20 protein-coding genes, 2 tRNA genes and 3 pseudogenes are annotated in these 24,569 nt (G+C 54.1%); 10 read left to right on the top strand and 15 right to left on the bottom strand.

The genetic code is table 11. The annotated features are described in order from the left end of the window. Positions 1-3 precede the first annotated feature (3 nt). From nqrE to I9187_RS08285, 5 genes are read right to left on the bottom strand one after another with little or no spacing between them, the layout of a single operon-like run. Entirely contained in the window at positions 4-612 is a 609-nt protein-coding gene (gene nqrE / locus I9187_RS08265) for an NADH:ubiquinone reductase (Na(+)-transporting) subunit E (RefSeq protein WP_050603817.1), read from the bottom strand. Then, on the bottom strand, positions 612-1,265 hold the full coding sequence (locus I9187_RS08270; RefSeq protein WP_152460184.1) for an NADH:ubiquinone reductase (Na(+)-transporting) subunit D: 654 nt from the start codon (positions 1,263-1,265) through the stop codon (positions 612-614). Before I9187_RS08270 ends, nqrE begins: the two co-directional genes overlap by 1 nt. Then, on the bottom strand, positions 1,265-2,092 hold the full coding sequence (locus tag I9187_RS08275) for a Na(+)-translocating NADH-quinone reductase subunit C (RefSeq protein ID WP_171176842.1): 828 nt from the start codon (positions 2,090-2,092) through the stop codon (positions 1,265-1,267). Before I9187_RS08275 ends, I9187_RS08270 begins: the two co-directional genes overlap by 1 nt. Further along, positions 2,085-3,293, bottom strand: a complete 1,209-nt coding sequence (locus I9187_RS08280) for an NADH:ubiquinone reductase (Na(+)-transporting) subunit B (RefSeq protein ID WP_171176840.1) — start codon at positions 3,291-3,293, stop codon at positions 2,085-2,087. The genes I9187_RS08275 and I9187_RS08280 overlap by 8 nt, the downstream gene beginning before the upstream one ends. Positions 3,294-3,298: 5 nt before the next feature. Continuing rightward, positions 3,299-4,642, bottom strand: a complete 1,344-nt coding sequence (locus I9187_RS08285) for a Na(+)-translocating NADH-quinone reductase subunit A (RefSeq protein WP_171176838.1) — start codon at positions 4,640-4,642, stop codon at positions 3,299-3,301. A gap of 298 nt (positions 4,643-4,940) precedes the next feature. Between I9187_RS08285 and I9187_RS08290 the strand changes: the two genes are divergently transcribed. The 3 genes from I9187_RS08290 to I9187_RS08300 all read left to right on the top strand — a co-directional run bounded on the left by I9187_RS08290 (position 4,941) and on the right by I9187_RS08300 (position 7,211). After that, entirely contained in the window at positions 4,941-6,056 is a 1,116-nt protein-coding gene (locus I9187_RS08290; RefSeq protein ID WP_171176836.1) for a class I SAM-dependent RNA methyltransferase, read from the top strand. A gap of 108 nt (positions 6,057-6,164) precedes the next feature. Next, positions 6,165-6,241 (top strand) — tRNA-Pro (locus tag I9187_RS08295). A 301-nt stretch (positions 6,242-6,542) separates the two neighbouring features. Further along, positions 6,543-7,211 (top strand): hypothetical protein, encoded by a 669-nt coding sequence (locus tag I9187_RS08300; protein WP_171721314.1) that lies wholly within the window; start codon positions 6,543-6,545, stop codon positions 7,209-7,211. On the opposite strand, the gene I9187_RS22095 is transcribed toward I9187_RS08300, so the two are convergent. From I9187_RS22095 to I9187_RS08320, 4 genes are all read right to left on the bottom strand, one after another. Continuing rightward, positions 7,208-7,339, bottom strand: a complete 132-nt coding sequence (locus I9187_RS22095; protein WP_256368722.1) for a hypothetical protein — start codon at positions 7,337-7,339, stop codon at positions 7,208-7,210. The two genes, I9187_RS08300 and I9187_RS22095, sit on opposite strands and share 4 nt — an antisense overlap. Before the next feature lie 771 nt (positions 7,340-8,110). Beyond that, positions 8,111-8,728 carry a sulfotransferase family 2 domain-containing protein gene (locus I9187_RS08310; protein ID WP_171721313.1) on the bottom strand — a complete coding sequence of 206 codons (618 nt, stop codon included), beginning with the start codon at positions 8,726-8,728 and terminating at the stop codon, positions 8,111-8,113. 194 nt (positions 8,729-8,922) lie between these two features. After that, on the bottom strand, positions 8,923-9,876 hold the full coding sequence (locus tag I9187_RS08315; RefSeq protein WP_171721312.1) for a capsular polysaccharide synthesis protein: 954 nt from the start codon (positions 9,874-9,876) through the stop codon (positions 8,923-8,925). Positions 9,877-10,188: 312 nt separating this feature from the next. After that, positions 10,189-11,538: a hypothetical protein gene (locus I9187_RS08320; RefSeq protein ID WP_171721311.1), complete on the bottom strand. Its 1,350-nt coding sequence runs from the start codon at positions 11,536-11,538 to the stop codon at positions 10,189-10,191. 344 nt (positions 11,539-11,882) lie between these two features. Between I9187_RS08320 and I9187_RS08325 the strand changes: the two are divergent. Next, a pseudogene (locus tag I9187_RS08325) lies at positions 11,883-12,048 on the top strand (transposase); the annotation flags it as partial. Positions 12,049-12,401: 353 nt separating this feature from the next. Beyond that, positions 12,402-13,778: a hypothetical protein gene (locus I9187_RS08330; RefSeq protein WP_209940139.1), complete on the top strand. Its 1,377-nt coding sequence runs from the start codon at positions 12,402-12,404 to the stop codon at positions 13,776-13,778. A 142-nt stretch (positions 13,779-13,920) separates the two neighbouring features. Here I9187_RS08330 and I9187_RS08335 read toward each other — a convergent pair. Continuing rightward, a pseudogene (locus tag I9187_RS08335) lies at positions 13,921-14,055 on the bottom strand (IS5/IS1182 family transposase); the annotation flags it as partial. A 188-nt stretch (positions 14,056-14,243) separates the two neighbouring features. Here I9187_RS08335 and I9187_RS08340 point away from each other — a divergent pair. Continuing rightward, complete coding sequence (locus I9187_RS08340; protein WP_209509375.1) at positions 14,244-15,926, top strand: hypothetical protein; 1,683 nt, start codon at positions 14,244-14,246, stop codon at positions 15,924-15,926. Positions 15,927-15,987: 61 nt separating this feature from the next. Next, a pseudogene (locus I9187_RS21905) lies at positions 15,988-16,227 on the top strand (IS3 family transposase); the annotation flags it as partial. On the opposite strand, the gene I9187_RS08345 reads toward I9187_RS21905, so the two are convergent. The 3 genes from I9187_RS08345 to I9187_RS08355 all read right to left on the bottom strand — a co-directional run bounded on the left by I9187_RS08345 (position 16,224) and on the right by I9187_RS08355 (position 19,964). Next, on the bottom strand, positions 16,224-17,369 hold the full coding sequence (locus I9187_RS08345) for a DegT/DnrJ/EryC1/StrS family aminotransferase (protein WP_171238084.1): 1,146 nt from the start codon (positions 17,367-17,369) through the stop codon (positions 16,224-16,226). The pseudogene I9187_RS21905 and the gene I9187_RS08345 overlap by 4 nt on opposite strands. Positions 17,370-17,727: 358 nt before the next feature. Then, entirely contained in the window at positions 17,728-18,867 is a 1,140-nt protein-coding gene (locus I9187_RS08350) for a hypothetical protein (RefSeq protein WP_171238083.1), read from the bottom strand. Positions 18,868-18,872: 5 nt separating this feature from the next. Beyond that, a complete protein-coding gene (locus tag I9187_RS08355) occupies positions 18,873-19,964 on the bottom strand; it encodes a Gfo/Idh/MocA family oxidoreductase (protein WP_171238082.1) in 1,092 nt (363 codons plus the stop codon). Positions 19,965-20,541: 577 nt separating this feature from the next. On the opposite strand from I9187_RS08355, the gene I9187_RS08360 reads away from it, so the two are divergent. Next, positions 20,542-20,632: transfer RNA gene (locus I9187_RS08360), tRNA-Pro, on the top strand. 396 nt (positions 20,633-21,028) lie between these two features. On the opposite strand, the gene I9187_RS08365 is transcribed toward I9187_RS08360, so the two are convergent. Continuing rightward, positions 21,029-21,316 (bottom strand): transposase, encoded by a 288-nt coding sequence (locus I9187_RS08365; RefSeq protein ID WP_171238081.1) that lies wholly within the window; start codon positions 21,314-21,316, stop codon positions 21,029-21,031. A 269-nt stretch (positions 21,317-21,585) separates the two neighbouring features. Here I9187_RS08365 and I9187_RS08370 point away from each other — a divergent pair, with 269 nt between their 5' ends. Next, positions 21,586-22,839 carry a hypothetical protein gene (locus I9187_RS08370; RefSeq protein WP_171238080.1) on the top strand — a complete coding sequence of 418 codons (1,254 nt, stop codon included), beginning with the start codon at positions 21,586-21,588 and terminating at the stop codon, positions 22,837-22,839. 1 nt (position 22,840) lies between these two features. Beyond that, positions 22,841-24,031: a glycosyltransferase family 1 protein gene (locus I9187_RS08375; protein ID WP_171238079.1), complete on the top strand. Its 1,191-nt coding sequence runs from the start codon at positions 22,841-22,843 to the stop codon at positions 24,029-24,031. Positions 24,032-24,124: 93 nt separating this feature from the next. On the opposite strand, the gene I9187_RS08380 is transcribed toward I9187_RS08375, so the two are convergent. Next, on the bottom strand, positions 24,125-24,499 hold the full coding sequence (locus tag I9187_RS08380) for a hypothetical protein (protein ID WP_171721308.1): 375 nt from the start codon (positions 24,497-24,499) through the stop codon (positions 24,125-24,127). Between the last annotated feature and the right edge of the window lie 70 nt (positions 24,500-24,569).

Genomic DNA, 24,569 nt, shown 5'->3' on the forward strand with positions numbered 1-24,569 from the left:
TCCTTACAGTTTCACGCCCGAGAAGGACATGAAGGCCATGGCCATCAATCCTGCGGTGATGAAGGTGATGCCCAGACCCTGTAGGCCGTCGGGAATGTCCGAATATTTCAGCTTTTCGCGAACACCCGCCATCGCAGTGATCGCCAACGCCCAACCAAAGCCCGAAGACAGGCCATAGGTTGCGGCCTCGGCAAAGTTGTAGTCACGTTCCACCATGAACAGCGAGCCGCCCAGGATGGCGCAGTTCACGGTGATCAGCGGCAGGAAGATCCCCAGCGCGTTGTAAAGCGGCGGGAAGTACTTATCCAAAACCATCTCAAGGATTTGAACCATCGCCGCAATCACGCCGATATACGAGATCAGGCCAAGGAAGGTCAGGTCCACATCCGGGAAACCAGCCCACGCCAGCGCACCCGGCTTCAGCAGATAGTTCAGCAGCAGGTTGTTGGCGGGAACGGTGATGGCCTGCACGACCATGACAGAAATACCCAGACCCAGCGCAGTCGAGATTTTCTTCGAAACGGCGATGAAGGTACACATCCCCAAGAAGAAGCTGAGCGCAAGGTTTTCGACAAAGATGGCCTTTACGGCCAGTGAGATCAGACCTTCCATCAGTGGGCCTCTACCTGCTGAATTTTGTATTCACGCTCTTCCACCTGGTTCGGCTTCCATGTGCGGAACGCCCAGATGATCAGACCGATGATGAAGAACGCCGACGGTGGCAGTAGCAACATGCCGTTGGGCACGTACCAGCCACCGTTGTTGACGGTCTCCAGTATGGTAACGCCGAACAGCGACCCGGCACCGAACAACTCACGAATGAAGCCAACCAACAGCAGGATCAGGCCATAGCCCATCCCATTGCCCATCCCGTCGATGAAGGACGCGACCGGAGGGTTCTTCATCGCAAACGCCTCGGCGCGGCCCATCACAATACAGTTGGTGATGATCAGACCGACGAAGACCGACAGGGTTTTCGAGATCTCGAACGCGTAGGCCTTGAGGATCTGGTCAACCAGGATCACCAGCGAGGCGATGATTACCATCTGCACGATGATCCGGATCGAGCCGGGAATCTGGTTGCGCAGGCACGAGATGAAGAAGGACGAGAACGAGGTCACGAAAATAACCGCCAGCGCCATCACCATCGACACCTGCAGCGACGAGGTCACCGCCAGTGCCGAACAGATGCCCAGCACCTGCAAGGTGATCGGGTTGTTGTCGACAAGCGGGTCGACCAGCATCTCTTTCTTGGTCTGAGACATTAGAACTCTCCTGCTTGCAGCTTGGCCAGGAACGGAGCATAGCCCGCGTCGCCCATCCAGAATTTCACCAGGTTATCGACACCAACTGAGGTCAGTGTCGCCCCTGCCAGAGCATCGATATAAAATTCCGGTCCGGCAGCAGGCTGGGACTTGGCAACGGTGATTTGCAGATCACCCGCATCATCACGCAGCTTCTTGCCGTTCCACAGCGCTTTCCAACGTGGGTTGTCCACTTCGGCCCCAAGGCCAGGGGTTTCACCGTGCTGATAGAATTGCAGACCGTAGATATCGTTGCCGTTGTTTTCCAAAGCGATAAAGCCGTAGAGCGTAGACCACAAACCATAGCCGTGCAGCGGCAGGATCACCTTGTCCAGATCGCCTGCGTCGTCACGCAGCAGATAGATCACGCGGTATTTCGACTTGCGACCAATACCAGCGGGGTCATCGTCCAGCGCAACGCTCAGCTCAGGGTCGCTGGCGGCGGCGATGTCGTCGAAGGTGGCCGGGTCGAACTGATCATCGACGAAGTCGCCGGTGGACAGTTCCAGCACATGCGGCTCAAAGGCGGCAAAGGCTTCGGTCACATCGATGCCGGGTTCAAAAACGCCCGCAACTTGCAGAACGTTGACCTGTTTGTCCTTCAGGCGGTTGGTTTCCTGCACCGGGCGCAGGCTAACAGCGGCTGCAGAGACAACCATCGAGGCGACAAGACAAACGGCAACGGCGATGAAGATCGTCTTGCCAACCGAATCTGGCGAAGCTGCCAGAAACTTGGCCAGTGCGCCCTTTGGAGCGTCGTTGTTGTCAGGGGATTGCGTATCAGACATGGCGACGCGCCCTCCGTTTAATGTTGGCCTGAACAACGAAATAGTCGATCAGCGGTGCAAAGACGTTTCCGAACAGAATTGCCAGCATCATACCTTCGGGGAAAGCCGGATTGATCACGCGGATCATCACAACCATGACACCGATCAGCGCGCCATAGATATAGCGACCTACGTTGGTATGGCTGGCCGAAACCGGTTCGGTCACCATAAAGGCCAGACCAAAGGCATAACCGCCCAGTACGATGTGCCAGTACCAAGGCATCGCGAACATCGGGTTCGTGTCCGATCCGATGAGGTTCAGCAGCAGGGTAAAGCCGATTGTTCCGGCCAGACAGCCTACAATCAGGCGGTAATTGGCGATCTTTGTCGTCAGCAGGAAGGCCAGACCGATCATACACGCCAGCGTCGATGTCTCACCAAAGCTGCCCTGAATCTGTCCGAAGAACGCGCTTGACCAGGTGATGCCTTCAGCGGCCAGAGCCTGAACGCCGTCCGCAGCCGAGACCGCCAGTGCAGTTGCGCCCGAGAATCCGTCAACCGGGGTCCAAACCGCATCTCCTGACATCTGTGCGGGATAGGCGAAGTAAAGGAAGGCGCGTCCAACTAGTGCCGGGTTGAGGAAGTTCTTGCCTGTTCCACCAAACACTTCTTTACCGATCACGACCCCGAAGATGATACCCAATGCGACCTGCCATAGCGGCGTGGTTGCAGGCATTATCAGCGTGTAGAGCATTGATGTAACGAGGAAACCCTCGTTCACCTCATGCCCGCGCACAGTTGCGAAGATAACCTCGAAAATGCCGCCAGCCACCAGCGTGACGATGTAGATCGGCAGGAAATACATCAGCCCGTGCATGACGTTGGCAAAAATGCTTTCCGGGTTCAGCGAGATGCCAAATGTCTGCAGAATGGCAATACGCCAACCAGTGGCCGAGTCAGGCCCAAGCGTGGCAATAGCCGAATTGGCTTGGTAGCCGGTATTGTACATCCCCCACAGAATACAGGGGATCGTTGCGATCACGACATAAGTCATGATCCGCTTCATATCCACGTAAGACCGTGCATGAGGGGCAACGGTGGTCACAGTTTTCGGAGTGTAGATAAAGCTTTCGACCATCTCGTAGATGGGGAAATACTTTTCGTACTTGCCGCCCTTGGTAAAGTTCGGCTCGATCCGATCGAAGAAGCTGCGCAAACCCATTTGGATCAGCCCTCCTTTTCAATCTTGGTCAGGCAGTCGCGCAGCGCCAGCCCGTATTCATATTTTGCCGGACAGGCAAAGCCCACAAGACCCAGATCCTCTTCGTCCAGCTCCAATGCGCCCAAGGCTTGGGCGGTGTCGGTATCCATCACCAACAAGGCGCGCAGTAGCTGTGTGGGCAGGTAATCCTGCGGCATCAACTCTTCGAACACTCCGGTCGGCACCATCGCACGACGCCCACCATTCAGGTTGGACGTGAAGGCATACAGTTTTTTGGCGAATGCCGATCCCAAAACCGGCTGGACCGAATATTTCGACGGCATTGGGCGAATCCAACCCATCGGAATTTGGTCGTGATCCTCTCGGATAATGCTGATCTGACGTGCGAAACGACCCAAATAGGCCGTCGGGCCATCTGCGTGCTGACCTGACAGGATCGAGCCGGAAATGATCCGAGGTGTTCCGTCGACATTCACCTCGTCACGGGTAAGATCATCCGTGGATGCGCCCATAACGGTACGGACCAGACGTGGCTGACGTGCTCCAGGACCAGACAGAGCGACCACGATGTTCGGATCAAGATGACCAGTCAGCAAAAGTCGGCCAATGGCAATGACGTCCTGATAGCCAATGGTCCAGACCTGCTTGTCGCCCGTAAGGGGTTCAAGAAAATGAATATGGGTTCCCGCCAGACCCGAAGGGTGGGGCCCAGAGAATGCTGCGGTTTCCACGCCGTTCAAGTCTGCGCCGGGGATCGCGTCACCCTCTTTTTGGCATAGGTACGTCGCACCCTCTGTCAGCTTGCTGATGGCACTCAGACCGGCAGTGAACGCGTCGGATGCTTCTTGAATAACAGCCGCCGCATCTGCCGCCAACGGATCACTGTCCATAGCGGTGACAAAAATCGCAGCCGGTGCGCTGCCCGGTTCAGGCATTTTCGAATAAGGCCGTGTGCGAAACGCGGTCCACAAACCAGCAGCGCACAGTTTGGCAGACACGCCCTCAGCCGTATCCGCATCGCCGACGCCAGAGAAATCCACTCCTGTGTCATTTGCGTCCGACACTTCGATCACGACGCTTTGCAGAACACGACGGGCACCGCGGTTGATGGCGACAACCTTACCGCTGACAGGCGCAACCATCATCGCATCTGGCGCATCTTTATGACAGAACAACGGAGCCCCCCGCTGCACCGAGTCGCCTTCCTGTACCAACATCTTTGGCTTAAGGCCGATATAGTCATCCCCCAACACACCGACAGTCTTGTACTCCGGCCCCGGATGGATGGTCTGGTCAGGAGCGCCTTCAACCGGCAGATCCAACCCTTTTTTCAGTTTGAAAGTTTGCATGTTGCTACGTTCTTCCAAGCCTTTTTTGCTGCGCCTGCATTGTCGACGCCCTTTCGGGGTCATGCAATACCGCGGAAATTCTTACCATTCGTCGCAAAAGCGTCAAAATGTGTCCAGAATCCGCTGGCGTTATTCCGATCATGGACCCTTTACGCGGGGATGCCTCTAAACGCAAACCTGTTACCGCCAAAAGTTATCTTGGGACTACACATTCCCGCTATTTCCCCGGCAAACTGAAACATTTCAGCCGCAAAAAAAGCGTGTCGCACCCGCTGTACTTCCGGTGTAAGCAACTCGAATGGAAAAAAACGCAGACCTCGACATTTTTTTGATCGCAACACCCGGCCTGGAAGCACCACTATGCACTGAGGTGCAGGCGCACGGATTCGCCGGTGCAAAAGCGGTTCGCGGTGGTGTGACGTGTCGCGGGTCCTGGTCAGAAGTCTGGCGCGCCAATTTGACCTTAAGGGGCGCAAACAAGGTTCTTGTGCGTCTGGGTAGCTTCCCAGCGGTGCATCTGGCTCAGCTGGACAAACGCGCCCGCAAATTTCCCTGGGGCGCGTTCTTGCGTTCCGACATTCCGGTAAAGGTAGAGGCAACCAGCCGTAAATCCCGGATTTACCACGCAGGGGCCGCCCGGCAAAGGGTTGAGCGCGCGATCTCTGAGACGTTAGGCGCTCCGATTTCATCCGAGGCTGGTCTTAGGGTCTTGCTGCGCATCGAGAAAGACATTTGCACTTTGTCGGTCGATAGTTCGGGCGAGCTTTTACATAAGCGCGGACATAAGGAAGCAATCGCCAAAGCCCCAATGCGAGAAACGATGGCCGCTATGTTCTTACGAGAATGTGGGTTTACAGGGGAAGAGCCTGTACTTGACCCAATGTGCGGGTCGGGCACCTTTGTCATTGAGGCTGCCGAAATTGCACTCGGACTACTGCCCGGCCGATCGCGCCGCTTCGCGTTCGAGGACCTGGCAGGCTTTGATTGCGATCAGTGGCAGTCGATGCGCGAAAGCAATTCCAAAAGAGAAAGTGCAATGACCTTTTGCGGTTCGGACAGGAACGCGGGTGCTGTCGAAGCGGCAACCGCAAACGCCAATCGGGCGCAGGTCAGCCATGTGACGCGCTTTCAACTGCGATCCGTCAGCGACATTAACCCCCCCGAAGGCCCCGAAGGCCTGGTTATTGTTAACCCGCCCTATGGAGCACGTATCGGGGATGAAAAGCGCCTGCGTTCAGTCTATGGTGCACTGGGCAAAGCCCTGATGAGCCGGTTTCAGGGATGGAGAGTTGGAATAGTGACCAGTTCTGCTTCCTTGGCTAGGTCAACCCGTCTTCCACTATTGGCGCCAGGCCCGGTGGTCGACCATGGCGGCACAAAAATTCGCCTGTACAAAACGGATCCACTCGGCTGACTCCGATTATCAAATTGCCGTGCCCTGTTCCGCCAACGATTTCCCACGTCCAAGCCCCAAAATCCTCTTGCGCATCGGAACCGCCGGGTATAGATCACCCGCCACGGTCGGAGTGTAGCTCAGCCTGGTAGAGCACTGTCTTCGGGAGGCAGGGGTCGGAGGTTCGAATCCTCTCACTCCGACCAACGCAACTGCTTGATGTACATAGATATCTCGAAGCAGTTGCAGGCAACGACACAACGTTGCACGTCCGAACGCTGCACTTTCGCTGCACTGATCACGCCAACAGCAAATCATCGCTGCATCGAGCACGTCCCTCATCGCACAAGGAGAGATGCGAGATGGCGACGATCAACAAGCGGCCAAGCGGCAAGTGGCAGGCAACGGTTCGCAGCGGTGGCAGGTCTGCGAGCAAAACTTTCACCAAGCGCGCAAACGCTTACTACGATGACTTTGGGAAAGGCGTTGTACCAGTTAGCAGACCAGATGACAGGCGAGCGGTGGCGTGACCAGCGCCTGCATGAGGCCAAGTCTTCGACAGTGGTCCGCGAACTGTCGTTGATGCAGTCAGCAGTGGACCATGTGCTTGGTGACAACGCTGACGCAGACACGAACTCGAACCCGTTGCGGCACGTGAAGCGTCCGCGTGTTGATGATCGTCGCGAACGCAGGCTTACAGACCGCGAGTGGAAACGGTTGTTGAACGCAGCGGGCGAGTGCTTGAACCCGCTGATGCGACCACTGCTTGTGCTGGCTCGCGAGACTGCGATGCGCCGGGGCGAGTTGCTGTCGATGGAGTGGAGGCACGTTGACAGCGAAGGCGCTTCCATGCAAGCACTTCGAGATCAAGCTGGTCACCCAACCGTCGGATGGTGGACATGTCCGATGTATCAAGACGGTGGAGATGCAGCCCGACGAGTTGGACGATGCTTGGAAGCAGTTCGGAAGATGCTCAGGGCGTCGATCACGTCGGTCGAGTTCAGCTTGCGCTTAACCCGGATCGCCAGGCATTCCCGGCTGAACTCGTCGAGGATGTTCAACGTATGGAACCGGGCTTTCGCTGCGGCAGGACCAAGGTCCGGTATCGCAAGGGAGAAAGTAGGCGCTCAGCCTGAATGCTCCTTGAGATCAAGGCATTTGCAAATCAGGCCTTAAGGTGTCCGATACGTTCGAAAACCCATTGCCTCGTAGTAGGCCAGCGCTTCGGGATTATCGTTTGAGATGGATGCGTCGATTTTTTCAATCGAGGCATCGTCAGCGGCCTTCAGACTGACAGCAAACAACGCCCGCCCATACCCTGTCGAGCAGCGGAGGGTCGGATATGTGTGCCGATGATACCCCAGCCGGGTTCAACACCATACGTGTTTCCAGCGTCAGCACGTATCAGAGATTGAACGCCAAGGATTACGCCGTTCTCCTACGCGACCGAGCATCTTATTTTCCTGGGGTCCTCTAGGTAATGGGCGCGAACGAAAGCTTCGTTGTCTGGGCTTTTCCGTTTCCCGGACGCAGTCAACTCTTTGAGCAACCCGCTCATCTCTTCGGCATTTCCCAGCACAGCTTCTCGGATTTTCATGATGAACCCATCTATACCTTGTGAGGCCTTGAGCCCCTGCTTTCAGCATAAACCGCTGGCGCAGACCTCTAAAGCCGCCATTCATTCAAACCGCAGCATCACGCATTTTGGGCTCTCGGCAGTCGTTCGCTGCGCACTGTTTCAAGTTCGGCTCTAGTCCGCAGCCGTCATTGGCTCCAGCAAAAGTCAGCGGCCGCTCAGCGGACGAAACGGCCGGAAAATGCCTGGCACGAATTGGACTTTTGGATGCTTCTGTCAGGGCGCATAGTACCAGCCAATAGTGAAAGCTCCACATCACAGCTTGTTTTCCAAGTTTCGAATTATTCGATGCGAGAAAAAGAAGTCTATCTTGTCTCGCGTACGATCTCCAGGCCTTACCGCTGGATCTCACTGCCTTTTCAGCTGAGACTGATAGGCCGACTGGTAGCAACTACTGCAGGCGAATATTCCCTTGCTGTAAAGCAATTCAATGCGAGTATCACTCGGTTCGGTAACCGAACGCCCGAAAGTCCTCAAAGTAAACCGAACTGGCAACTCGCGCGACATCTTCATCGAAGTATGACTGCCATCGACCCCGTTTCGACGGGTTAAGGTGAACGGCAGGGTTCATTGCAATTCCCAATTGATCGGCAACGCGACCGAGATCTTCCTCAAAATTCTCAAAACGGCCAATGAAATTAAGAGGGCGCGATCCATCCCGGTCAGTAAGCCACGTCACCTGCGGGCGAAAGTGCACATGAGTTGCTACTTCGGACAGCCCATCGAGAACGAAATGGCGGAAATCACCAGAGTAAGTTGCTAAATGTTCGTCTCTAAAGCGTCGGTCATGCTGGTTCAAACCACCCGCGTTCAGGAAGAAAAATGCGGAAACCAATCGGTCGAACGGGTGCCTTACGAAAGCAAACCTGAAAAAATCATGGAACCAAGGTTTGTTTGAGTAGGTCTCAATAGATGTGTGACCGTAGGGATCCTCAAGCCAAGGTTTAGAACCATCGTAGTCAATTCCCAGAAGAGGAAGGCCAAAGAGTGAGAGCAGGCTTTTGCCGGCTGTCTTAGGAACATGGATATATAGACAGTGGTGTTTGTGCGATATCATGTCATACTCCTCTGCCGTCGCGCGTGCACAATTTCGGGCGCCCTTTAATCCCTAGCTTTCCGCAATAGTCCGACTTGAATGGCCTCACAATCGATGAGTGCGGATAGCGCAATTTCAATTCCTCGGAGTCTCCAATCGGTTCTTCTTGGAGTAAAGTTCTTTTCAGGCCCAGCACATCAATCTAATAATACAAATCAAGTAGAACGAGTATTCTCGATGGTCGAGAACAGATAGCCTAAAACAGTATGAGATAAATCTTCGTCGAGCGTCCCGCGTCGATCAAGCTTGTAAACACTGCTTCGACCTGCGTTTATGTGGTCTTGTACTTCTTCTGAGATTGGTGAACCAAACCCAGCCCTTTGGATCGCGAGCGCATTGGTCGCACCGATCTCCGGCGTATTGGCCCAACTGCGCTCAAACTCAGGATCGATCTCAATCAGCGCCCGAAATGTCTGATGCAGCCAAAAGTAATAGGCACTACTTGGATGATCGGTCAGGTTTTTTCCTACGTCCTGTGGCAACCGGCGGAGCGACAAGCCCAGCTTATTGAATAACGTTGTCAATGACCTGTGGTTTTGTTGAGGCTGTAGCAATTTGCGCCAATCTTTAACGTCTTCGCTAAACAGTTTTATCAGCGCAGCTTCGCCCATTCCGTAGACGTATTCTGACCAAAGTCTGTCCACGGCCAACCGCAACTTTGAAACCAGCAAATTGTTCGGTTCTGACGCGAGAAACCAACTTGCCATTGGGCGTGTTTTGGCAGGCTTCGCATAAGCGAAAAAACCCGATTGCACCGTGGCGTCGTCAATCCAGTCATCCAGTGAGCGCGCGCACCAACTGGTTGCATCTGCCCAGACACCGCCGTTTTTTTCCAAAAGCCTAAGGCGAACGATGTCAGAGAAACTGGCGAGCGTTAGCCCTTGTATTCTCGAGTAGAACGATGGCAACTCAATCAACTCGTTGAGGCTCTCGGAACTGATGCAGCGGACATCCCAGTGAGTGTTTCGAACCTCCCAACTCTTCCGGCAACTGTTGACGATTCTAGGCACATCTTTCCAACCTTGGTGCCAGTAGATCCAAACCGTCCGGGGCAACCGAGGCTGGGAATTTCTCTCCATGATTGGTGGTGTGCGCGCGTCACTTTCCATCTAAGTACTCCATTTGTGCCGCGTCCTGCCAGACACTCTCAACATATTTCATCTAAGCGTTGCATTAGACATTCTCAGGCAAAGCATCTTACTAGTGGAGACTAGCTCAGTGAGGTAACGTCAATTTCCGTTCAGCATTAAGTGGCGGGTTTGCGAGACTGCCAGTGCTATATTGTACGGCGCCACACCACATGTAACCTCGCCGCTTGGATTAGACAATTAAGTTATCGGAACTCGGTGGAGCTTCGATGTTGACCGCCGCGGGTTTTGTCCAATATCTCCGTGTTATCCGACTTGGCACTGTTTTTTTGATCATCTTCCCCTCTGTCGGTGCCGAAAGACGGCTTTCAAATAAGCATAGCCGCTGCGCAGAAGTCGCTCTCTCTCGGCCTCCGCGCTTCTGGTCGCGGCGATGGCGCTTTCTCTCTCGGCTTCCGCGCTTCTGGCCGCGGCGATGGCGCTTTCTCTCTCGGCTTCCGCGCTTCTGGCCGCGGCGATGGCGCTTTCTCTCTCGGCTTCCGCGCTTCTGGCCGCGGCGATGGCGCTTTCTCTCTCGGCTTCCGCGCTTCTGGCCGCGGCGATGGCGCTTTCTCTCTCGGCTTCCGCGCTTCTGGCCGCGGCGATGGCGCTTTCGGTTCGGCCAAGTAAAGCCACCAGAAGTTCGACCGTATCGTTCAGCGTTAATGCTGGCGAACATAGGTCCAACCACTCTGCTTCGGTTTGTACAGGTGCCAGAAGTCGCGCAGCCTCTTCGTTGGAAAGATAATTGTCTGCAAGCGCTTCGTTCGACGTTCGGTACGAATTCATAATTTTCAAACGTTGCGCTGGCGAAACCAGGCGTACCTTTTCAAATCGCGAAAATCTTGTCGAATCAAGCACCTCGCGAACGACAAAATTGAACTCAGGATGCCGGTGGTAAGCAATTAGGCGCGCGTCGGCGAACACTCGAACAGCCAGCGAATTGAGGGACAAGTTTTCCCTAACTTTGTCCGCGTCCTGGCCCGAAATTTCACCAAGCCCGAGAGCTTGGAGGAACGTTGGCACTACGCTTCCCGCAGAAAACAACGCCGGATCGTACAACCGAACAGTCAAAGAATCGCGTCCCACAACGCCAGCAATCCGCTCGAGCATCGCATTGAAATCGAAGAAGGCCGGGGGACGCGCGAGATACTCCTCAAGCGTACCAGTTAAATCATTCCCCTTCGCACGCTCCTTAAAGTGCGACTCCGCAAGGTTATCTTGCCGTCTTACAAAACCCACGAAATGCACGCGTGCAGGCGCTACTCGCCGCTTGATGAAGTCAACCACATCGGCGCCATTGTCCTCACCAAAGAGATCGGGAAACCGCTCGGAACTGATGATCGTCGTTCCATTGAAACTGTTGACCTCTTCGGAGAGGTAGTCCCAAGCCGAGTCGGGTGTGATCGGGAAAGTTTCTGGGTTTAGCCAGCCGGGCCACTTGTGCCGAAGAATGTGGTGGTTCACATCGTTGATGTGATTGTCCCGCGCATAGTGTGTTGAAGCGAAGCGCGCTCCTTTCTCTTCAAGACTTGACCGATTGTGGTATAGAAAGCGCTGAATGCTGGTCGACCCAGTCTTTTCGATGCCAAAGTGGACCACGAGCGTAGGTTCACGTTCTGCCACAGAAGTTGTTTGCATCATGGTTGCTCTCTTTTGAACCAACGCCTTGGAGCAGTGTGCCCCAACTCAGTTTTCAACAGTTAACCACCGGAGGCCAGTAGTCGTATACGGGCAACTACACAAAATTAGGCCGGTTTTGCAATCGCCCGACATATGGGGTGTGTAATTCGCGCAACGAATTGGGCGATTGTAACCGAAATCGGTTACTGTCTCGTCTGGCCAACCGTGTTTACAAGTTACCTGTCCCAGAAACCATCATCTCAATAGACCGTCATACACTAACGTTCAAAGCGGCCACTCAAGTGGGAGTGGAATGCCTCCTCAGAACTGGTCCACCGTTATGTTTGAGAAACGGAGGACAGAGAATGGCGAACAAACGGCACAAGCCCGAGGAAATAGTTCAGATGTTGCGGCAAGTTTATGTGCTTGTCGGTCAGGTGGGGGATGCAGCGCGTGGACGCGATCCGTGAGGTTGGCATCACCGAGCAGACCTATTACCGCTGGCGCAAGCAATATGGTGGGATGGGAAGCCTCGCGCGCGAAGCAGAGTATACAGAGCTCTAAAACAAGGAAGAATACCTGCACCAGATCACGAAGCTTGCGCTCAAGGACTTTGAGTTGCATCCAAGATTATCACGGGAGCATCCGTTGCAGTAGCCGAGCGCCGCTTTTGTGTTTTCGGGCGCGATGCCTATTGACGCTGGTACTCATACGAGCAACGCACGGTCGGCCCACATAGAAGCACGTGCATCCTTTATCTGCGTTTGAGAGTCTTGCGGCGAAACGCTTGCTGTGGCGGCAACCGAACCGTACTACTCGAGCGCCTTTGCTTGGCAGACGCTACTGGCGTTCAAACCAGTTGGAGCCAACCGGGTCAGTGCTGGATGTTGGCACCAAAAAATGTCAGCACAGTCGCCTTGCAAGCCTTCCATTCATTTTCGAAAGTGTTAAAAAACTTCGAGTTCCCGGGGGTTCATGCCGTGACAAGCAAGACTTTATTTTTTCATGTTGGGACGGTCAAAACCGGGTCGACGTCGGTACAAAGAGTATTGTGGGAGAACCGCGACAATTTGCTCGCATGTGGTGTGGCGTATCCTGCGGTTTCGGAGCCGAGACTCGACCTTCCTCGTTTCGCAAATGCCGATTTCCTGTTTCAAGAGGACTTCGACCGCGCTGCAGCGAGAGATGCTCTAGAGTCTGCGGGCGCGGAAAACCTCGTGATATCTGAAGAAGCGCTTTGGGGAAAGCCGCATGTCATGCTGGATTCAGTCTTCGAAGGTTTCGAAAAAGTCATCGTGACCTATGTTCGCAACCCAGCCGATCTTGTCGCGTCCTGGGCCGCAGAGAATGCGGAACCCTATAATGCCATGACGAACGGATTGGGCAACGAAGTAGATGGCCCCTTGCAGATAGATTTGGGCCTGGAAGAGTTCACAAAAAGATATAACGCAAATTTTCGTAAATTCCTTGATTCAACGGATGACATGCGGAGAAAAGGTTTCCGAATTGTCTATAGGCCATTCGAGAAAGACCAATTGGTTGGCGGGAATGTGGTGTTGGATCTTTTTGATGTCATTGGGATGGATCCAGAGCAGGTACCACGGCTGAGGAATACCTGGGCCAATAAAAGCAGGTCAAGGAAATTCTGTGACGTGTCCACGTATGTTTGGGAGTATGTGAAAGATACCCCTAACCGGGCGCGATACAGCTTGAGACTCGTAGAAAACGTTTATAACCAAACCGAAACGGGCGACGACCGGGCGGTGATTGCAACAATGGACGACGCATCGATCCGCAAGATCGTGGATGATTGTGCGCACATCGAAGAACGCATATCTCGCGATTACCTCGAAGGCCGTCCGCTCTTGCAAAACCCATTTCCAAAGGTCTACAGCTCTGATCGGGAGCCTTACGCGCCTGTGTCTGAGCGAGAGCTCGAGGCGCTGTGCGATAAGGGTCTTGTAGAAATATTGATGAAAGAGGTTGCTGAGCTGAAAGATCTGAGGCGGAAAATGGTCGCGGCCTTTGTTGAAAAGGAGCGAGTAGTTTCCGAAAGGGATCATGCGATTGCTGAAAGAGATCATGCAATTGCTGAAAGAGATCATGCGATTGCTGAAAGAGATCATGCGATTGCTGAAAGAGATCATGCGATTGCTGAAAGAGTTCATGCGATTGCTGAAAGAGATCATGCAATTCGATATCCCTGGAAGTACGTTTCTCGCGCTATGTCGGTGAGGATAGGTCGCAAACAGTCCAATTAGAGGCGCCCGGCAAGCATCGCAAATGCGTTCTGGCTATTGCGAGGATTTTTTGGTTGAGGCGAAAGCAACCTCAGAGAACACTGATTCCTTTTGTTTCGAGCCGTCAGTGCTCCTCATTTCCAAGCGAAGCATCATGCCGACTTAAGCCTTTACGATTGATGAATATCATTCCATTAAGAACATGCTTGTCGTCCGCCCGAGGCTTTCCTTAAGACTTCGGAAATAACGGTTTCAGACGCGGCGTTTGCGCGTCGATAAGCCAGAAGAAATCGCTCATGTTGCCGCTCCGGCGTCTGTGCCATGAAACACGCCGCGCGACGAACATTAATCCATCCTGAACCAAATTGGCAGTGGCGTGCCCCCATCGGGTGGTCCGGCAGAGGCCAGACTCAAGTCAAACCTTGTTCGTTTGTTACATGGCGACTAAAGATAGGCGACAACGCAGTGACAAATATTGAGAAACAAATGACCAAAGCTTTGGCAGGCCAAAAAGGTGGCACTTCAATGAAATTTGCATCCCGCCCGGATAAGATTAGCCAAGATGACGCGCTGCTCTATGCTTCGCAATATATGAATGCACCGATGCTGAACCACTTTAAGTTCATCCTTACAAATGTCTTTTCCCACCTCCCTTTCATTTCACCTCAAAGGCGTGAAAAGTTCATTCGATCTGCTAATAAGAGAAACACCAAAATCCTTTCATCTGCTATTCTAAATTACAAAGACAACCATCCCTTACCTGATGATTGCGACATCGACGCTCTACTCCTGGCGGAAACTCACAAAAAGATGCGGTACGAGTTCGATGAAAACTACTATGTGGAACACAATGAAGGCCTCGATGTGATGGCTGAAGACCCTTTCCTCCATTTTTTGACGATCGGCTGGAGAGAGGGCCGTAACCCCAATGCTTGGTTTGACTGCCAAGCGTATTATAAATGCTACCCCGACGTTGCGTTGGCTGGCGTCAACCCGTTTGAACATTATATAGCGTTTGGGCGTCAGGAAGGACGGGAACTACCAGACAGTACCATGTTCATGCCAAGTTTGCCAATTTTAAAGGCAAAATACAAGGTTCAGGATAGTACTTTCAAACAAAGCCTCGAAGACGCGGAGAGGATTCTTGTAATTCTTATCCCGGAGCATAACGAGATGAGTGGTGGGATATTTTCATTCTTCTCTATTGCAAACGCTGCATACAAGCTCCGCCATAGGCATAATTTCGAAATTGTCTTGATGACGCGTCCCAACAAGATGGGCGAAACTTACCTTCGCCAAAGGAACTTTAGGAACTCGGAGGACGTTTTCCGATTTGAGCAGATTGTACGGTGTAAAAACGCAAAGACCGTTTACATAAATATTCCGGAATACGCAGCTTCTGAATTTGTAGATAGTTTGAATGACGAAACGCTCGAGTATCTCGAGGCGCGAGATAATCTTTTTATTAATATATTAAACCAGAAAACGGATATCATGCCAGAGCCAAGCGAGTACGAGGATTTACGCGCACTCAGCGATCAATTGACCCAGTCGGTCGCACACCACGCATATTTTGGGCAGTCATTTGCGGATCATTATGGAACACCAATGCTTTTGCTACCGGCCTACACTGATCTGAGCAATTATGAAGCCGTGCCACGGCACGAGAAGGAAAAGCTTATAATCTACTCTCCGGATGAAGTCCCTTGGAAGCAGAAAGTACTTGACGTTCTTGCCGCTGGCTTGCCCGACTACGAAATGTTGAAGATCGAAGGGATCACCTTCGATGCGTTCATGGACTTGGCTTCCAAGTGCCGTTACTCAGTAACGTTTGGTGAAGGTTTCGATGGCTATCTTGCACAACCCATTTATCAGGGCGGCGTTGCGTTCGCCGTTTATAATGACGAGTTCTTTCCGTCAGAGCGTTTGAGGGACTTTTATAACATCTTTCAGTCGGAGGAAGAGATGGTCCAGAGTATCGTCGATCGCATCCGCAAAATGGACGAGGATCCGGAACTCTACCAACTTGCCAACGACAAGATGATGACAGTTTATGATGGTCTGTATTCGCGCGACGATTACCTGCGGCGGATTGAGATGCTAATAAAGCGGGAGTTCGAGTTGCAACCGCTATACACCGAAAGCTGGAGTCAAAGTATCAAACTGTAAATAGCTCGAAATTCGAGGGTTTCCGGATAAAGATGTTGACAGCATCTTATTGAAAAATTTAACGCTTTTTTAGTATCGGCGCCGGCGGGATGGGAACTGACCTACTCAAAGAGCTCAAACGGCTTCAGAAGAAGAGCGAACGGCTTCGGAAGGGAGACTCCGACCTAGCAATCGATAAGCTTAACCTGAAGGAGGCCGCCCTGTGAAACTTATTGGCCCTGCCCGCTGGCGCGCCTGCATTAACATAGTCCGAAACGAGATGAAGGTATCGGAACGCCGGATCTGTCGTGTATTGGTTCAGATCGCCCGAATGGCGCGGTTGCCCTTGCACATCCCCACTATGATCGAACAAATCTCTTCCGCGTCGACCTCGGAAATTGCACCGAAAAACGGCAGACACAGTACTTGAGATTTCACGGTTTCGACATACGGTCGATCCTGAGCGGAAATAATTGGGAAACCTCTGTACGGCGCAAAGTCTGTGCAGATCGGGTGGAAGTACTTTCGGGCGAAAATATTGCGGGACTTCAACTTCTCATAGATATCGTCTCGCGAGCAACCGAATAGAGATTCCTCTATGACCAATGGGTAATATTGCTCAGAGCACGTCACACCTTCTTGGCGCACTTGGGTTCGTAGTCCCGGCAATGCGGAGAGCTGTTCGTCATAAAAAGCACGAAGCTTGCGGCGTTTGCTTCGTTCCTCGTCGACATGGGGAAGGTTAAGGAGACCCACGGCAGCCTGAACCTCGTTCATCTTTCCGTTGATGCCAATATCCACAACTTCCTCTTCGTTGAGTATTCCAAAGTTCCTGAGGTAGTAAAGGCGTTGCTGATCCTCGGGTTTCGGCGTCGCGACAAGTCCTCCTTCAAGCGTGGTGAACAGCTTGGTCGCATGAAAGGAGAAGACGGACGCGTCCCCGAACATGGCGATCGGACGGCCCTTGATTTCTGTTCCGAATGCGTGAGCGGCATCATAAACCAGTTTGAGCTCATGTGCGTTGGCAATCTCTTGTAGTGCGTCTACATCGCAGGCAGTGCCGTAAACATGGATGCCGAGAATAGCTGAGGTATTACTGGTAATCGCGCACTCTACTGACCGTGGATCAAGGGTCAGCGTTTCAGGAGATACATCGGCGAAAACCGCGCGGAGCCCGTTCCAATGGATCGAATGCGCGGTTGCCGCGAAAGTCAATGGTGACGTTATAACTTCGCTACCCGGGGGAAGGTGGAGTAACTTCAAAGCCGCAAGAAGCCCGATGGTCCCGTTGCCAAACAGCATTGCTGTCGGCACTCCTAGGTAATTGGCCATGTTCTCCTCTAACAGCCCATGAACAGGCCCCCCATTTGTCACTACACCTGACGCCCAGATGTCGTCGATCATTGCCTTCAAGTCGTTCCTGTCGGGAAGCATAGGCCGAGTGACATAAAGTGGGTCGCGCATTGTTCACCTCAATCATTGCCTCGTATTAAAAAACAAAGCTGTGTCTCTATACCGACTCTGCGGCGTTTCAAGTGCTGTCGATGTTTTCCCCGACAAGTTTTTCCTTACTAAAGTAGGCTTTCCGACAGCGCAAACGTTCACTTCTAGCGAGTGGCTTTGTGTGTTCCAAGCAACGAGCCCGAAACCGATGCGCTCTTCATTTCGGCGGCGCCTTGTTCGGAAGTGCTCAGTTGGCGAAAAATTGACCAGCAAGACTGCGTTGAACATCCGCGATAGCCTTTACGAGGCCGTGCCTAACCAGAACCAGAGTGCACACATTCCCCTTCGAATGAGGGAAATAGTTTGATTCCGGAAAGCCTCAAAGTACGTCATAAATGTTCCTGTCAAGGAGCCTTTGGTATAAGGATGAGAGCTCCTCTTCTGAAGAAGTTTCAAAGAAGGCAACTCCGCAACGGCTTGCCTGTTTGGGTTGTACCTCTTCCCCTACTCTTTGTAACGGGTAGTATCCAACGAGTGGAAAAGGTTCAAGCGCCCGGATACCACCAAAAATGCCGTGGTCTCCCCCGGTGACCGTATGCCGAAGCACATGCCTTTTCCGACAGCCGTCCGATACTCGATCGCCGCCGACAAAGTAGCTCGCATAATGGGCGGCGAACCGCGAACCAGTGCTCATCTCTATTAGCAATGAATAAAGGTCTCCAGGGCAACGTCGCGAGCACTCGATAATGTAAGCGCGATCGCCATCGAGGATGAACTGGGTGTGCAAAAGTCCGTCCAACAAACCGATAGCTGAACAGAGCTTGGACAACCCCGACTCCAGGCACTGCCGCGCTTCCACCGGAACATCGTGGCAAACATAGCTAGTGTCTACCGCAAAAGGGTTCACACTCGAACCTTCGATTACGTAATGCGGATCGACGAGGCGGCGGTTTTGCACGAATCCGGTGCAACTGTATAGCTGGCCTTTCACGAACTCCTCGACAAGATATTTCCCAGTGGGGCTGGCGCGGCTGGCGCATTGAACGGCCTCATCGAACGAAGCTTGATCCGCACCGGAAATGACCGAGATACCACGGCCGCTGAAGGAGTCGGCCGGCTTGCAGATCCACTTTCCGTCCGTAGGTCTTTCACCGGGCGTGATCGCACGGGGTGCGGGTAGATCGTATTCTCGACAAAGTTCACGAAACATTGCCTTGTTGCTAAGTAACCGAACGGTTTGAGCGGAATCCACGCGCCCATTGCAAATGGGAAGTTCGGAACAAATGGCAATCGACAAGTCGGTACAGCCGGGAACGACACGTTCGATACCTATCCGCTCTACGTGATGCTGTACCGCTGCCAGATTACTATAGTCCTCTTCAATCCAACGCTTCCCCGCGCGCTTTGCTAAGAGATCCCCGGCGCGATTTCCAATGGTCCAAACCTCGTGGTTTTCAGAAAGGAGATAGTCATAGATCGGACCTGCGGCAAAAGAGGAGTCGAGAAGCAATACTTTCACGAAATTTATCCGTATACCAATTGGCTTTCAAGGTTTTCGATTAGAACATTGTGCTGACTTTCCAGCGACATCTTGATCGCCTCGATGACCAGGACATTCTTGTAACCGTCTCGAGCCGATACCCTTGGCTGGGTCTCACCCCTAATTACTTGCAGGAAATGCGCAAACTGGCTTTCCAGCGGATCGCTACGCGTCACCTCCAGTTTGTTCTCTTGAAATGGAAGCCACCAAGAAGCTCCTGCACTCCCAAGGTAGCTTCGTACATGCATGCTCGGGAAGTCGATCGAGCCCATTGTGCCGGCGAAGTGATAACAGCTCTCGTCTGCATAATTCGGATAAGCTGGGTTTTCCCCGCTCGTCATTTCCCAGCTCTTTGAGCTGGCCGCCGTGTCAGAAAGTAAGAAAGAGCCGATCGCGCCACCCTCAAACGCGAATGTGAGCGCTACCGTGTCTTCCACATCGAATCCTCGAACTGCGTTGCTAGACAAGGCGAACACAGAGACGATCTCACCACAGAAATGGCGCATCATCCCGATCTCGTGGATGAGATTGATCAGGACCGGCCCACCGCCAGGACGAGTGCGCCATTCGCCTTCGAGAAAGTAATCTTCAGGTTTGTAAAACAGTGCGGTTCCGCTTACGCAGACTAGCTGGCCAAAGCTGGGCGAGTTCAAGAATTCTTCTACCGGCGCGAGAAGAGAGCTGTGCGTCCTGTGGTGACCGACAAGCACAGGGACACCCTTCTGCTCGGCGGCCTGTTCTAGCTTGCGAGCAGACGCGAGATCATCTGTGATCGGCTTCTCAACGAGAACCGGAATGTGCCGATCGATGCAGGCCATCGCTTGTTCGAAATGCCACGCGTTAGGCGAGCTAACTATTGCGGCATCAATCCCACCGCCTTCAAAGGCTTGATCCAATTCGGAAAAGAATTCAACTCCGCAGCTATCGGCAAACGTGCGGTTCTGGCCGCGGTCTGGGGCAACGATGGCAGCGAGACGAGCGCCCGGATTTTGTTGAATGATTTCAGCGTGTTTCCTACCTATCAATCCGGGGCCTATGAGCAGAAGATTCGACTTTTTGCTCAACTTATTCTCCATTCGAACGTCCAAATTAATAAACCCACTCCACCGGCAGCAGAGCAATGTCACAAACCGAACCCGTTGTATGGCTTTATGTCTTGTAGGTCAATCGGAACTATGTTGGAGACCTAAATCAGAACGACGCTCGGACGTGACGTCCTAAGTCGGGATCCGACCTATCCAACCGCGGCAACCTAATTCGGGAGTTTGCCTAAGAGGAGGGGGCCCGGGTCTCGTTTGGAAATACTCCTAAAAACTGAACTCAAGATAAAAGTTGGATAGGTTGGGTAATCAAAGGGCTATGCTGAGGGACGTTCGACATTACCGCAGCAGGGCCGCCGCACAGGGAACGGGGTTTTGGTTTAGGGCGGGGGAGTGTTTCTGAAGTCTAGTAGGGATCGTTCACACGTGCTCCGGTTTTACCGCTGCAGTGCGTAACACTTCTGACCTTATTTGGCCGATCAAATCGTGTGTTTGCCGTACATGCACGTGCACTGCTGAACACGTCGCGTCTTGCACTTCATTGTACGGCGTGCAACACTCAAGTCATTGACAAAATGGACGTTCTTGCTCAGTGAAGTGAGTGCAAAGAAGACGTGCAGTGTAGTCAGCGTCAGACAAACAGCCGCCCGTGCACTGTCTTCGGGAGGCAGGGGTCGGAGGTTCGAATCCTCTCACTCCGACCAATAATTCCAACAGCTTAGCGGATTTGAACTTTTGCGGCCGTCGTGCGGGGCACCGCTACGGACACCGCCAGTCGAGAGTTGTGCGTACTCGTTTGTTTTGGGCTCCTTGTTCGATGTATATACCAAAGAGAGGCTGGCCTCCCCTTAACACAAATCACCTAGCGACCGTGTCGAATAGCAAGGGTCTAACATGAAGATTGCGATGATTGGTGCCGGCTATGATCCAGGTGGCCAAGCAGTACGGCCGATATGGCTATCGCAGCGCATCGTCATCTCTCGGTGTCGGCCGGTATTGCAGCGAGCTCCGCGCGAGACCAATCACCCGGCCCGTCGGCCCCTCGGACGTGGCGAGTTTCTGGCGTGTGTGAATGACGGCCTGACGGAGATCCTCTGTGGTCAGGCCCTGTGCTTTAGATAGTTCACGCTCTCCTTGACAATGAGTTTGTCCGGTTCGAGCTCGGCGACGATCTTCTTTAGCCGCGCGTTCTTTTTCTCCAAGCTCTTCATCTCCGACAACTGAGCGCGTCCGATCCCGCCGAAACGCTTCCGCCAGCTGTAATACCTCGCATCGCTGATCCCGACACCGCGGCACGCCGAAGCCACGTCTTCGCCCGCATTGAGCTTCAGCTCGATCTCACACAGCAGCTTCAAGATGTCTTCGTCGAAATGTCGCTTCCTCGCCATGCCAACTTTCCCTCGCGCGGGCAATATAGTGGCACAGTTTTTTGGAGTCAGAACACGAATACTACTGGCGTTGATTCGATCGGCGTTGCCAGTCCAATAGAACTTGACATCACCGGCTCAGCAGATAAAGCCGTTCATGTTTAGAATATATCATGAGAATATCCTTGAGACGTCTTGGTTTTCGAAAGAATGGTCATCCACGACCTTGGTTGCGCAGGCTCCTAATAGACCAAAGTGGGAACCCGCGCTCAACCTTTCGACGGGTGGTTTTGAAGAAGAACGGTAAGGTGCGGCCACAGCATGCTGTCTGGTTTTATTCCGTCGAGAATAAAACTGTCCAGAACTGGTTGGATGACCGGTGGCAGTCGCTGCGCCCGCTTACGATGTTTCCCGAAACGAGTAACCCGCCGCCGCGTCGGATCACCCTCGTGACCGACAGCGTCGGCCCCACTAGCCTGTTCGGCGGCGTGGCCACGGGCCTGATCCTGGCCGCGCAATGGGCCGAACGCACGGAATCCGATCTGCGCATCGTCACCCGGACCGAAACCCCAGTGACTACGGCGCTGTCCGGCGTGCTGGCGGTCAACGACCTTCAGTTTTCCGGTGCGGTCGAGTATCTCCATGCCCCTGATCTCCATACCCCTCATGTCGGAGCGGCCGAGATTGCCGTGAGCGATCGTGACCTGTTCTTGGCCACCTCGTGGTGGAGCGCGCGCTGCCTGCTCAACAGTGTTCCCGCCGACCGTATCGTCTACCTGCTTCAGGAAGACGAACGCATGTTCTACCCCTTGAGCGACGACCACTTGATGTGTAGCCAAACACTGGCTGAACCCTTTGGTTTTGTTGTGCTCAACTCCGGTCTGTTGCACCGGCATCTGACGACTGGAGATGATGCCGTTCCCGGTCTGGAAACGCGGTCGATGGCCTTCGAACCGGCTTTTCACTATCCCCGGGCGCCCCGGCCCGAGCGTGCGAGCGATGAGAAGCGCAAGCTGTTCTTCTATGCGCGGCCGAACAACTCCCGCAACCTGTATGCCACCGGCATGGCCCTGCTCAACCAGGCGGCGCTGCGTGGCGTGATCGACCCGGTACAGTGGGAGGTCCACCTGGTCGGGCGCGACCTGGAACACCTGCTGTTCGATAACGGGCTGTCCGCAGTCTATCACGATCCGATGCCGTGGCAGGACTACATGCGCTTTCAGCAGGACATGGATGCCGGGTTGAGCCTGATGTATACGCCGCACCCCTCGTATCCTCCGCTCGACCTAGCGGCGATGGGCATCCCGGTCCTGAGCAACCGGTTCGGCCTCAAGACCGGGCTCGAGATGTATTCCAACAACATCGTGACGGCGGACCTGGACATGGATTCGCTACTGGATGGCATGGAGCGCCTGATGGCCCTGGCGGACGACCCCGATGCCGTGGCGCGCAACCTCGATGGCGATCACATCAACCGCGATTGGACCGCGGCCCTTGCGCCGGTGATCGACCGCCTGGCAGAGCTCAGCGACGCAGAAGGCTAACATGTACAAGGATCTCCTGCCCGAGCCCGTCTTTTTTCGCACACCGTGGGAAGTCGAAACGCTGCCCGTGCGGCTGGCTGAGGTGCTGTCTGGAACAGCGCAGCGCGTCGCCTACGTGTACGACACGCCCGATACGAGCACCTTTCGCTATCGGGTGTTCAACGTCATTGAGGCGCTGCGCGCATCGCCTGACAGCGGGATCAGAGCAAGTTGGTTTGCGGTATCCGAGATCGCGTCGCTGCGGCAGATTCTGCCACAGCTTACCACCTTGGTTCTGACCCGGACGAAGATCTCGCGGTCGGTGTCGGACCTAATCTCGGCAGCACGGGCGCACGGGGTCCGCGTCCTGATGGACTGCGATGATCTGGTGTTCGACCTGCGCTATGCGCAGCTTGTATCGGTCAACAACGACCAGCCCTTCGATTGGGAGGCGCACCTCAATGACTGGTATGCTTATGTTGGCCGCATCCAAGCGGTAGCGCAGCAATGCGACGGCGGGATCGCCACGAACCCGTTCCTAGCCGAAAAGCTGGCCGCGACGTGCCAGGGGCCGGTGTCGATCATTCCGAACTTCCTGAACAAGCGTCAGCAAGAGGTTTCGGCGCGCCTGCTGGCCGCTAAGGCCACGCGCGGCTTCGACCCCGGCAAGCGTGTCATGATCGGCTATTTCAGCGGCTCTCCGACACACAACCGGGATTTCCAGGCGGCGCTGGATGCGCTGATCCAGTTGATGGACGAAGACGACAGTGTTGCGGTGCGGATCGTTGGCTTCATGAGCGGGCACGAGCGGCTGGCCCGGTTCGGAGACCGCGTCGACAAGATCGACCTGCAGGACTGGCTGAATCTCCAAGTCAAGATTGCCGAGGTCGACATCAACATCGCCCCCCTCCAGCTCAATGATTTCACCAATTGCAAAAGTGAGCTGAAGTTCTTCGAGGCGGCCATTGTCGGCAGCTACACCATTGCGTCACGCAGCTATACGTTCAAACGGGCCATCCACGGGCTGGAGCAAGGCATGGTGATCGACAATGGCGATTGGTACCAGGCGCTCAGGTCAGGTATCGCCCGGGTGCGTGAGACCAAAGCCTTTGCCCAAAACGCTATGCATACCGCCGAAGCGGTGACAGCCCGGTATGGCTGGGACCGCAATACCGAATGCATCCTTGCCGCCTTGGAAGCCCCGGCATCGTAAGACATGTCTCTCAAGACGGTGTCCGAAGCACGCAAGCACGGAATGATCCGTCAGCAGATTTTCGCGCCCCATGGCGGGGCGTGGTGTTGTCCGTCAGCCCAGCAAACAGTCGAGCGAGCGCCTTGAATCGCGTTTTGCCACGCTGCGGGCAAAGCGGTCGCGGGTCCGGGATCCCAGGGGCAGCGGTGACAGCATCAGGGCCGAAAGCACCTTGTGTGCAACATACTCTTTCGCGGTGCGCGGGACATGAACCCGGGCCTGCGCCAGCTTCTTGCGCAGCTTGAAGATCTCAACCTTGCGCAGCTTTTGCTCTGCCTCCAACGCCGCGTTTCTCTGGGACATAGCCGCGTGATCATGCTGCAGTCGTGCCAGGGTGGCGTCCAAGTCGGCAATAGTGTGGTCGCGCTCGACCAGAACGGTATCGAGCGTTTCCCGGCGCCGGGCCATGGGGCTGACCGGGTTATCCATTTGTGGAAACTCGGGGCAAGACGTGCCGTGCTGGCCAGCGGACTCCGTGCTGACGATGGCCTCCTGGCCG

The sequence above is a fragment of the Ruegeria sp. HKCCE4148 genome, from assembly GCF_017872495.1.
Classification (GTDB): Bacteria; Pseudomonadota; Alphaproteobacteria; order Rhodobacterales; family Rhodobacteraceae; genus Ruegeria.

Coding starts and splice junctions, on each gene's coding strand:
- nqrE (WP_050603817.1), bottom strand. CDS start 612: ATGGAAGGTCTGATCTCACTGGCCGTAAAGGCCATCTTTGTCGAAAAC.
- I9187_RS08270 (WP_152460184.1), bottom strand. CDS start 1,265: ATGTCTCAGACCAAGAAAGAGATGCTGGTCGACCCGCTTGTCGACAAC.
- I9187_RS08275 (WP_171176842.1), bottom strand. CDS start 2,092: ATGTCTGATACGCAATCCCCTGACAACAACGACGCTCCAAAGGGCGCA.
- I9187_RS08280 (WP_171176840.1), bottom strand. CDS start 3,293: ATGGGTTTGCGCAGCTTCTTCGATCGGATCGAGCCGAACTTTACCAAG.
- I9187_RS08285 (WP_171176838.1), bottom strand. CDS start 4,642: ATGCAAACTTTCAAACTGAAAAAAGGGTTGGATCTGCCGGTTGAAGGC.
- I9187_RS08290 (WP_171176836.1), top strand. CDS start 4,941: ATGGAAAAAAACGCAGACCTCGACATTTTTTTGATCGCAACACCCGGC.
- I9187_RS08300 (WP_171721314.1), top strand. CDS start 6,543: ATGACAGGCGAGCGGTGGCGTGACCAGCGCCTGCATGAGGCCAAGTCT.
- I9187_RS08310 (WP_171721313.1), bottom strand. CDS start 8,728: ATGATATCGCACAAACACCACTGTCTATATATCCATGTTCCTAAGACA.
- I9187_RS08315 (WP_171721312.1), bottom strand. CDS start 9,876: ATGGAAAGTGACGCGCGCACACCACCAATCATGGAGAGAAATTCCCAG.
- I9187_RS08320 (WP_171721311.1), bottom strand. CDS start 11,538: ATGATGCAAACAACTTCTGTGGCAGAACGTGAACCTACGCTCGTGGTC.
- I9187_RS08330 (WP_209940139.1), top strand. CDS start 12,402: ATGTTGGCACCAAAAAATGTCAGCACAGTCGCCTTGCAAGCCTTCCAT.
- I9187_RS08340 (WP_209509375.1), top strand. CDS start 14,244: ATGACCAAAGCTTTGGCAGGCCAAAAAGGTGGCACTTCAATGAAATTT.
- I9187_RS08345 (WP_171238084.1), bottom strand. CDS start 17,369: ATGCGCGACCCACTTTATGTCACTCGGCCTATGCTTCCCGACAGGAAC.
- I9187_RS08355 (WP_171238082.1), bottom strand. CDS start 19,964: ATGGAGAATAAGTTGAGCAAAAAGTCGAATCTTCTGCTCATAGGCCCC.
- I9187_RS08365 (WP_171238081.1), bottom strand. CDS start 21,316: ATGGCGAGGAAGCGACATTTCGACGAAGACATCTTGAAGCTGCTGTGT.
- I9187_RS08375 (WP_171238079.1), top strand. CDS start 22,841: ATGTACAAGGATCTCCTGCCCGAGCCCGTCTTTTTTCGCACACCGTGG.
- I9187_RS08380 (WP_171721308.1), bottom strand. CDS start 24,499: ATGGATAACCCGGTCAGCCCCATGGCCCGGCGCCGGGAAACGCTCGAT.